At 34.0% G+C, this 10,618-nt stretch carries 8 protein-coding genes; 3 read left to right on the top strand and 5 right to left on the bottom strand.

Annotated elements, in window-relative coordinates:
- Positions 1 to 286: 286 nt before the first annotated feature.
- From AC1DCD_RS07410 to AC1DCD_RS07390, 5 genes are all read right to left on the bottom strand, one after another.
- Positions 287 to 2,278 carry a glucosamine-6-phosphate deaminase gene (locus AC1DCD_RS07410; RefSeq protein ID WP_008447403.1) on the bottom strand — a complete coding sequence of 664 codons (1,992 nt, stop codon included), beginning with the start codon at positions 2,276 to 2,278 and terminating at the stop codon, positions 287 to 289.
- 50 nt (positions 2,279 to 2,328) lie between these two features.
- Complete coding sequence (gene nagB, locus AC1DCD_RS07405; RefSeq protein ID WP_008447391.1) at positions 2,329 to 3,120, bottom strand: glucosamine-6-phosphate deaminase; 792 nt, start codon at positions 3,118 to 3,120, stop codon at positions 2,329 to 2,331.
- Positions 3,121 to 3,394: 274 nt separating this feature from the next.
- Positions 3,395 to 5,530 carry a glycoside hydrolase family 97 protein gene (locus AC1DCD_RS07400; protein ID WP_464639263.1) on the bottom strand — a complete coding sequence of 712 codons (2,136 nt, stop codon included), beginning with the start codon at positions 5,528 to 5,530 and terminating at the stop codon, positions 3,395 to 3,397.
- A 359-nt stretch (positions 5,531 to 5,889) separates the two neighbouring features.
- Positions 5,890 to 7,080, bottom strand: coding sequence for an FprA family A-type flavoprotein (locus AC1DCD_RS07395; RefSeq protein ID WP_464639261.1), 1,191 nt, complete (start codon positions 7,078 to 7,080; stop codon positions 5,890 to 5,892).
- A 35-nt stretch (positions 7,081 to 7,115) separates the two neighbouring features.
- A complete protein-coding gene (locus AC1DCD_RS07390; protein WP_308532726.1) occupies positions 7,116 to 8,048 on the bottom strand; it encodes a carbohydrate kinase family protein in 933 nt (310 codons plus the stop codon).
- A gap of 142 nt (positions 8,049 to 8,190) precedes the next feature.
- Between AC1DCD_RS07390 and AC1DCD_RS07385 the strand changes: the two genes are divergently transcribed.
- The 3 genes from AC1DCD_RS07385 to ybeY all read left to right on the top strand — a co-directional run bounded on the left by AC1DCD_RS07385 (position 8,191) and on the right by ybeY (position 10,493).
- Positions 8,191 to 9,420 carry a M16 family metallopeptidase gene (locus AC1DCD_RS07385; protein WP_464639258.1) on the top strand — a complete coding sequence of 410 codons (1,230 nt, stop codon included), beginning with the start codon at positions 8,191 to 8,193 and terminating at the stop codon, positions 9,418 to 9,420.
- Between the two features lie 128 nt (positions 9,421 to 9,548).
- Positions 9,549 to 10,001 carry a pantetheine-phosphate adenylyltransferase gene (coaD, locus tag AC1DCD_RS07380; RefSeq protein WP_008447386.1) on the top strand — a complete coding sequence of 151 codons (453 nt, stop codon included), beginning with the start codon at positions 9,549 to 9,551 and terminating at the stop codon, positions 9,999 to 10,001.
- 57 nt (positions 10,002 to 10,058) lie between these two features.
- Complete coding sequence (gene ybeY / locus AC1DCD_RS07375) at positions 10,059 to 10,493, top strand: rRNA maturation RNase YbeY (protein ID WP_008447328.1); 435 nt, start codon at positions 10,059 to 10,061, stop codon at positions 10,491 to 10,493.
- Positions 10,494 to 10,618 lie beyond the last annotated feature (125 nt).

Raw genomic sequence — 10,618 nt, 5'->3', positions numbered from 1 at the left:
TGCCTTATAAAAAGAATCAGCATAAAGCTTGTCAGTACAAACTTTATGCTGAAATATAGTTTTTAAGGGACGACTAAGTAGATACTTTTTATTTAGTAAACGATAATTGTTTTAATAATAAATGATTAATCATTAAAAATAAAAATAAACTATTTTTGCAGTAAAAATAAATTAAAATTACCGCAAAAATAGTTTATTTTTCATTCTGAACACTATCCTTTTTATGGAAAACATATTATGTTTTTATCGGAAAAAGATAGTGTTTTAAGTATTATAAGGATAATTATTATAGTAAATGATATTGTACAAAAGCCTCCATAGCTTCATAACAAGCTAAGCCTAATTTGTCATAAAGCTCAGCTGTGCCACGGTTACGGTCTTCTGCACGCTGCCAAAACAAACGTTCATCATTGCCTAAGAAAGGTGCGCTTTCCATTTGACTTTGATGGCGTAAGATAGAATTTCGTTTAGCACGGAGCTCTTCAGGACTCATAGGTACACACATCTCAATGTTTTCTATTTCCCATTCTGCCCATGCACCACGATACATCCATACACGACAGTCGTCTAACCATTTAGCATTTGCTTTCTTCTCCTCGTCTAAAGCAGCAAGAACAGCATTAGTACACTTTCTATGAGTGCCGTGAGGATCTGCTAAATCGCCAGCTACATATATCTGATGTGGCTGCACTTCTTGTAATAGTTTCTGTACTATTTTAACATCAGCTTCTTTCATGGGGAGCTTCTCTATCTTGCCAGACTCATAGAAAGGTAGGTCTAAAAAATGAACACGACTAAGCGGAATGCCATTATAACTGGACGCCATACGTGCCTCACAACGACGAATTAAGCCCTTAATAGTGCGGACATCTACCGAGTCGATATCATTAGGATTCTTATTTTTTAAAAACTCTTTTATCTCCTTATACTTACCTCTTATTACCTCATCACCAGCATTATTGAATAGCTGATTGAATCCGTTTATAAAGTGCATAAAGCGAGTTACCTCCTCATCACCTACAGCTATGTTACCAGATGTTTCGTAAGCCACATGCACCTCATGCCCCTGTTGTACCAAACGACGAAGTGTTCCACCCATAGAAATAACATCATCATCAGGATGTGGAGAGAATACTATAACGCGTTTTGGATAAGGATTGGCACGTTCAGGACGATTACTGTCGTCTGCATTAGGTTTTCCTCCTGGCCAACCTGTGATAGTATGCTGAAGATCATTAAAAATTTTAATGTTAGCATTGTAGGCTGAACCATAAAGAGCTAACAGCTCGCTTAGACCATTTTCGTTATAGTCTTTATTAGTGAGTTTTAAAATAGGTTTCTTGGTAATACCGCAAAGCCAAACTAAGGCAGAACGAGTAAGCTTGTCTGTCCACTTACAAGATGTTACAAGCCAAGGATGAACAATACGGGTTAAACGAGCAGCACCAGCTAAATCGGTTACAACACATGCACCCTCGTGGGTTTGAAGGAAAGAAGCTGGTATGCTATCGGTAACAGATCCTTCTACCATCTCTTGGATAATGCCTGCTTTCTCATCACCCCATGCTGCAATAAACACTTTCTTTGCAGATAATATAGTTTTTATTCCAATTGTGATACTACAAGGGGGAACTGATTCTAAAGAGCCGAAACTCATAGTCATTTCTTGACGTGATAAAGCATCAAGCAGTATTAAGCGAGAGGTAGAAGCTAAGCTTGAACCTGGCTCATTACAAGCAATATTACCACTACGGCCTATACCCAAAAGAGCTGCATCTAATCCACCAAATGTTTTTATGCGTTGCTCATACAAGCGACAAGACTCTTGTACTTGTTCTTGAGGAATAGTTCCATCAGGTGTAAAAACATTTTGTAGGTCTATATCTACGTGGTCTATAAACTTTTTGCGTAATTGAGTAATACTCTTATAGTTACTTTTTTCGTTAAGAGGAAAATACTCATAAGCATTAAATACTACCACATTCTTAAAGCTAAGGCCTTCTTCTTTATGTAAACGAATAAGCTCTTCATATACTGGGGTTAGAGATAAACCTGTACCAGCTGCCAACACATAATACTTGCCTTCGCATGCTTTTTTCTTAATCTGGGTAGCAATACTATTAGCTAAAAAGCGTGTACCTTCAGCTATAGATGGATAAATGTCGGTATATATCTTCTCAAAGCGTGTAATTTCAGAACGGTCTACGGCTGTTTTAGGGCGATAGAAGTCTTCAGAAACACTATTTAAAACAATCTCCTCACTTAGATTAAGTCTCATAAATCACTTCCTTTCTTCTTGCTATTATCTTGTGTTTGTTTTTTTATAAATTATAAATTTTTTGATTCAATGTCTTTAAAGTAGCGGTAAGTGCTTACCTTTAATTCGTCAGTAGCTGCTTCATCGCATACAATAACAGAATGTTGATGTAGCTGAAGTGCACTGATTGTCCACATTTGTGTTACACCACCTTCTACTGCGGCTTGCAAAGCACGTGCCTTATTATGACCATTAACAAGTATGAGCACCTCTTTAGCGTCCATTACAGTACCTACACCTACTGTTAAAGCATGTTTTGGAACTTTAGTTATATCATTGTCAAAGAAACGAGCATTAGCAATGATAGTGTCTTGTGTTAGAGTTTTAACACGAGTACGAGATACTAATGATGAACCTGGCTCATTAAAAGCAATATGACCATCAGGGCCTATACCACCAATGAAGAGATCTATACCACCTGCTTGAGCTATCATTTCTTCATAACGGTTACACTCGTCTTCCAAATTCTCTGCATTACCGTTAAGAATATGAATATTCTCTCTTGGGCAGTCTATATGATTAAAAAAGTTAGAAAACATAAAAGAATGGTAACTTTCGGGGTGTTCTTCAGGTAAACCTACATACTCGTCCATATTAAAAGTGATTACATTGGCAAAAGAAACACGACCTTCTTGATAAGCCTTAACCAAATTTTTATACATTCCTAATGGTGAAGAACCTGTAGGGAGCCCCAGTTTAAAAGGTTTTTCCGCAGTTGTCTGAGCGGAATTAATACGTTTGATAACATACTCAGATGCCCATTGCGATAGGCTAGAAACATCTTGCTCAATAATTAGTCTCATACTAATAAAGAAATAATTTAGGTAATTTATAATTTTTCTTACTTAGAATACATTATAACAATGTATATACTAAACAGAATTATACGCTTATTTTCTTTACAAAATTAAGTAAATTATTCATTAGCACAAAAGAAACATGTATAAATAGTTCTTAATCTATATAAAATTATTATCTTATCATCTTGCTATAAAGGAACTATAAGAGGTATAAAAAGAATTAAACGCCTAAAAACAATATGTTTTCAGGCGTTTAATATTTATATTACGCTTTATATTATAGTGCTATCAAACTTATAGCAAAGCCTCCTCCGGGAGCTTCGGTAATATTAAGAGTATCACCACGCTTCAATGTTTTTTTAGTAATAATATATGAAGAAGGGTTCTTATCATAACTAGCATTTTTGCCATCGGTATATATTGTAGCTTTATACTTACGACCTTTATCTAAGAAATCGAGTTTTATTGTGCTCTTATGTCCATTCTGATCACATTTACCACCTATGAACCAGTTGTTTGTTCCTTTAGCCTTTCGTGCAACAGTAATATATTGTGCAGGCTCAGCCTCTAAGTATTTAGAGTCGTCCCAGTCAACAGCTACGTCTTTAATAAACTGAAATGCATCAGCATACTTTTCATAATTTTCAGGTAAATCGGCAGCCATTTGCAGCGGACTGTACATAGTGCAGTATAAAGCTAATTGACCTACCAAAGTGGTATGTACATAACTTGGATTGTCACACCATTTAGATAGCTTAGTTTCTAATATGCCTGGAGTATAGTCCATAGGACCTCCTTGAAGTCGAGTAAAAGGCAAAATTACAGTATGATATGGCTCACTACCGCCAAAAGCCTCAAATTCGGTACCTCGAGCGCTCTCGTTTCCTACTAAGTTAGGATAGGTACGACACAAGCCTGTAGGGCGAACTGCTTCATGAGCATTCACCATAATGTGATGCTTAGCGGCTTGTTGAACGGCATATAGATAATGATTCACCATAGGTTGGCTATAATGATACTCTCCTTGTGGTAATATATCACCAACATAACCACTCTTTACTGCATCATAACCATATTTGTTCATAAGGTTATAAGCTGCTTCTATATGGCGCTCATAGTTTATTGTTGAACCAGAAGTTTCATGATGCATCATAAGCTTAACACCTTTAGAATGAGCATAATCATTTAGTTCTTTAATATCAAAATCAGGGTAAGGAGTTACAAAGTCGAATACATCGCGTTTCCAATGTCCTACCCAGTCTTCCCAACCTATATTCCAACCTTCTACTAAAACTTCCTGAAGACCATTCTTAGCAGCAAAATCTATATACTTCTTTACGTTATTTGTATTAGCAGGATGACGACCATTTGGCTTAGCTGTAGTAAAGTCTGTCTGTCCTAATTTTACTGAAACAAACTCATCTGTATATGCCCATGGCTTGCCTCCAGCAATCATTTCCCACCAAACTCCACAGTATTTTATAGGGTGAATCCAGCTTGTGTCTTTTATTTTACATGGCTCATTAAGATTAAGTATCAGGTTGTTTGATAACATTTCACGTGCATCATCACTTACCATTATTGTACGCCAAGGTGTGTTAAAAGGCGTTTGTATCATGCCTTTATTGCCAACAGCATCAGGGGTTAACCACGATTCGAAAACAAAGGTTTTATCATTTAGGTTTAAGTGCATTGCTGGATAATCAATCAAAGCTGCTTCATGGATATTTATATATAATCCATCTGCTGTTTTTAGTTGTAGTGATGTCTGTACTCCTGTAGGTGAAAAAGGTGTTTGTGAAGCATTACTTGTTATAGCTTTCTTCATCTTTCCACGTATTTCAGATAGCTTTGATATTTGTGTTTCATACTCTTGTGTGTCGTAATCGCCAGGTAACCAAAATGCAATATGGTCGCCAGTCATAGCAAACTGAGTATGTTCTTCCTTTATTATAAAGTAGTTTAAGTCTTTTTGTTGTGGAAATTCATAACGTAATCCCATACCACAATCGTATACTCGGAAACGAATAGTTATATTGCGGTTACTTGATTCTTGCCTCAAGTCTACTTCCAATTCATTATAATTGTTACGAATAGTTTTTGTTTCTCCCCACACTGGTGTCCACGTTTCATCGAAAGTAGACACCTTATAGTTAGTTTTAGTGAAACCGTCCATGAGGTTTGTTTCTTCTAATCCTTTACTTGCATGCTTATCTTTAGCTAACTCCAGTCCTAAGTGAGATGGCTTTATAACTGTCTTTCCTTTGTATTTCATCTCATAAGTAGGGACACCATTTTGTTCTAAAGAAAAGGTAACGCTGACCTTTCCATTAGGTGATTTTACTGTTTGTCCCATCATTATAGATGGCAAAGCAAAAAGAAAGATTGATAAAATCAAACTGATCTTTTTCATAATGCGCTTAATTTGTTTATTTAGATGTAATTATTCTTTTAACCTTATTTTATTTAGGATACTACAAAGATAAACAAAAGATACATATTCTACTCTATATTATAAAAGAAAAGTATTAACTTTAAAATGAAAAGGTTTACACAATATATGAATATAAGGTAAAGTATTAATACAAAAAAGAAGATATAAGTGCAAGCTATATGTTATTATTCAAAGTTGATTTTTAGGAAAAAAAGAAAGATATTATAGATGATTCACCTGTTTGTTATTAAACTAATATAGATATAAATGTAAAGAGAAAGGATTAAAAGTATAGTTGTTTACAGTTCGTAAGCTTTTAATCCTTTCTTTTTAATATTTTAGTTTAATAATCTATTAGCCATTTCTTTGCCTAAGTTTAAGCATTTTTCTCTTATTTCTGGACTAATTCCAAGTTTCATAGTTACAGGCTCTCCCACTACTTCAAAGTATTTATTTTTTTCTGCCCAAGCATCAAGTATTTTTACACTCTTCTGTGCCCATGCAAAGGAACCAAAGTAACCAAGGTAATGATTCTTAATATCACGATTTTCAATCTCGCTCAAAAGCGATTCCATATCATGGAAAATACCGGCATTATATGTAGGTGCGCCCATAATAAGTCCACGATATTTAAATATATCTTTTATAATATAACTATGATGTATCTTAGAAACATTATGTATTTTTATGGTTTTTAATCCGGTTTTAGAAGCTCCTTCTGCTATAAGTTCTGCCATTTGTTCAGTGTTACCATACATAGATCCATAGCAAATAACTAAACCATTATTTGTTTCATATTTAGATAAATGGTCGTATATTTCTATCACTTTATTCACCTCTTTATGCCAAACAGGACCATGTGTAGAGCATATATATTCAATGGAAAGATCTGCTATCTTTTTTAAAGCGTTCTGCACTTGTAGTCCATACTTTCCAACAATGTTAGAATAATATCTCACCATTTCGTCCCACCACATCTCTGTATCCATGTCATCATCTACTATAGCACCATTTAAAGCACCAAAAGCACCAAAAGCATCTCCCGTGAAAAGGAAATTAGAAGGTCCTTCACAGCATGTTACCATTGTCTCTGGCCAATGTACCATAGGTGTTAGATAAAATTTCAATGTATAATCTCCAAGAGATAAAGATGTACCATTTTTCACCTCAAGAGTATCTTCTTTTATGCCATAAAATCCTGCTACCATTTCAAAAGTTTTCTTATTACCCACTAATTTTATTTCGGGATAATACTTTTTAAGTAAAGCTAAAGAGCTTGAATGGTCAGGTTCCATATGATTAATGACTACATAATCAATAGGAGAATCGCCAATAACTTCTCGCAAATTATTTAAGAATTGCATAAAAAAGTCTACTTCTACTGTATCTATTAAGCAAATCTTATTTTTGTCTTTTATTAAATATGAGTTATAACTTACACCGTATGGAAGTGGCCAAAGACCCTCGAAATGAGTTTTATGGCGGTCGTTTACACCTACATAATATACTTTGTTAGCGATTTCTTTCATATATTATATTAAATTTTATTTTTCTGTATTAAATTTTATTTTATTCGCATCTTATTGCCAAAGTCTTTGCTCACATAATTGAATATCCCTTTACATGCTTCTTCAGAAAAACGTTGTCCGCAAGCTACTAATGCGTCCCATTGTTCTTCTGTTAAGCCTTTATCTAAAATGTCTTTTGTAATGTGATATTTAAGTAAGCCATAGATAAAGCCAGCATTAAAGTTGTCTCCAGCACCAACGGTACTTACAATATTGCTACTTATTACGGGGTATGACTTTGCAAAATTATGATCACCGCGCACCTCTATAGGGTTAGCTCCTTGTGTATAAATAAAACGTTTACAATAAAAGGAGATATAAGAGTTGAATACTTTTTCTCCATCAGTTAGCTTGTATAATGTTTCAAAGTCTTCTTTACTACCTCTTACAATATCTGCGTAATCGAAATTTTCGAGCAGGTTTGGTGTTATTTTTATTACTTCATCACGATGTGATGGACGAAAATTTACATCATAATAGATAATAGCTTTTTTTCTGCGTGCATAATCAAGCAAACTTACTATTTGAGCTCTAAGCATAGGGTTAACGGCGTAATATGACCCAAAAAGGATAATATCGTCAGCTTGAATGTCAGGAAGTTTGAAATCGAGCTGATTATATGCCTCATCTTTATAGAAGATATATTCAGCATCATTATGCTCGTTGAGAAAAGCAAGTGATAAAGACGATTTAAACCCATTAGACATATTTACATTTCCTGTGTCCACTCCATTATCTTTAAGGAAGCTTAAAATGTAACGCCCCACTCTGTCATCACCTGCCTCGGATATAAAAAACACACTTACACCACACCTACCTAAAGAGGTGATAGCATTAAAAGTGGAACCTCCAGGTACAGCTTCTATGGGCTTACTGTCCTTAAAAATAATATCTAAAACAGTTTCACCAATGCCAATTATTTTACGCATTACTATTTAATTTTTGATGTTTTATTAACAATGTACTCAACACAAAGCACACTCTAAATACATTATTATTATGCAAATTTACTGCTATTTAGGGGAAATTCAAAGCCTTTTAAATCTTTTTTCCTAATTTTGCATATATCTTATGAAGTATAATATAGCAACACTTGATAACGGACTGCGCATTATCCACTTACCTTCAGAAGCTAATGTGGTATATTGTGGTTATGAAATTAATGCAGGAACTTCAGATGAAGTTATAGGCGAAGAGGGGCTTGCTCACTTTTGTGAACACGTTACGTTTAAGGGTACAAAGCACAGAGACTCACTCGATATAATTAATTATTTGGAAGATGTAGGAGCTGATCTTAATGCTTATACCACAAAAAGCGAAACGGTATATTATTCTGCTATTCTAAATGAATATGTAGAAATGGCTATTGATCTGTTGAGCGACATTGTTTTTAATAGTACTTATCCTCAAAACGAAATAAATAAGGAGGTAGAGGTTATTTGTGATGAGATAGAATTGTATAATGATTCTCCCTCAGAACTTATCTTCGATGAGTTTGAGAATCTTATCTTTCGGCATCATTCTTTAGGTCATGCCATACTTGGTGAAGCTAAAACAGTAAGAAGTTTTACTACAGCAGACGCTTTACGCTTTACAAAGAAATATTATCGCCCAGATAATGCTATATTTTATGCTTATGGAAACATCTCATTTAAGCAGCTTGTTACATTATTAAGCAAGTATACTCCTAATATAAAACCGCGTAAAAAAGTAAAGCCACCAATGCTTATACCACATTACGCACAAGGCATAACATCACCTATTATAATAAATAAAGATACACATCAGACACATGTCATGATAGGTACACATGCTTATAGCATACATGATAAACGTTATATGCCACTCTATCTGCTTAATAATATTATAGGAGGTCCTGGTATGTCGGCACGTCTTAATCTTAGTTTGCGAGAGAAAAACGGATTAGTATATACCGTTGAGAGCACAATGGCTACTTATGAGAGTGCTGGAATATGGAGTATATACTTTGGTTGCGATTCCCATGATGTAGATACTTGTTTAAATCTTATTAGGGAAGAGCTAAACAAAATAATGGAAGTACCGCTTACCGATAAAGAGCTGTCTAAGGCAAAAAGGCAAATAAAGGGACAGATAGGTATTGCTGCTGATAACAGAGAGGCTTATGCGTTAGATTTTGGAAAGTTATTTTTACATTATGGTATGTTAAAGGATACTCAAAAGCTATATAAATATATTGATAATATTACAGTTAGTGATATTCAGACTGTGGCTCAAGATTTATTTAACAAAGATAATCTAATAACTTTGATATATAAATAAGCTAATTGTTTTGTTTGTAAAAATATGTATCTGCGTCGGCTTTTAATTATAGCTTATTATTCTTTTAAATAATGCTTCTTTGGTTATCTGCTCATTTTAATGTATATTTGCAAAAACATCAAAAGTGTATGAAGATAGGTATTTTTGCAGGTAGTTTTGACCCTTTTACAATAGGACATGCGTCTATAGTACAACGTGCTTTACCCTTGTTTGATAAAATAGTGATAGCAGTGGGGATAAACGAACATAAGAAATCAATGCTGACATCTGAGGAAAAGGTGAAAAAAATAGCTATTTTGTATGCTAACGAGCCCAAAATAGAAGTAAAAGCCTATGCTGGTCTTACGGTAAGTTTTGCACAGAAGGAACAAGCTCAATATTTAATAAAAGGAATACGAAGTGTAAAAGACTTTGAATATGAGCGAGAACAAGCTGATATAAACAAGCAGATAGGTGGAATAGAAACGATATTACTTTTTACAGAGCCATCGCTATCTAGCATTAGCTCAAGTATAGTTAGGGAATTAATACACTTTGGTCAAGACGTTAAGCCTTATATACCAGATGGATATATATTATAAGGACGATAAGATATAATTATATTTATAAGAAATTATAAAAAACAAAATAAAAAAAATATGATAACATATAGTGCTGAAGGCGTTAAGATGCCTAAAATAAGGAAAAGACTAATCTCTAAGTGGATAAAAGCAGTGGCAAAAAGTCATGGTTATGAAACGGGAGATATAGGCTATATGTTTGTAAATGATGAAAAGATACTACAGATAAACAATGAATATCTTAAGCACGATTACTACACTGATATTATTACCTTTGATTATGATGAGGCAAACACAATAAGTGGAGATCTTGTTATATCTATAGATACTGTACGCACTAACGCAGAACTATTTAAAAAGACATACCAAAACGAATTGGAACGTGTTATTATTCATGGTATTTTACATCTGTGTGGTATAAATGATAAAGGGCCAGGAGAACGTGAAATAATGGAAGATAATGAAAATAAAGCCTTAATATTACTGCGTAAGATGGAAGCAGAAGAAAAGTAAAAGATAATCTTTTAAAAGTAAAAAAATATTATTTTTGTATATAAGGGAATAACTGTAGTTATGGAAAATAGATTATTTTTGATAGAAAAATAAACTAAAAATGAAACAAAAATAGATTAAATTTC

The sequence above is a fragment of the Prevotella sp. C0209C1 genome (genome assembly GCF_056583855.1).
This window is presented reverse-complemented; position numbering and strand designations above follow the sequence as displayed.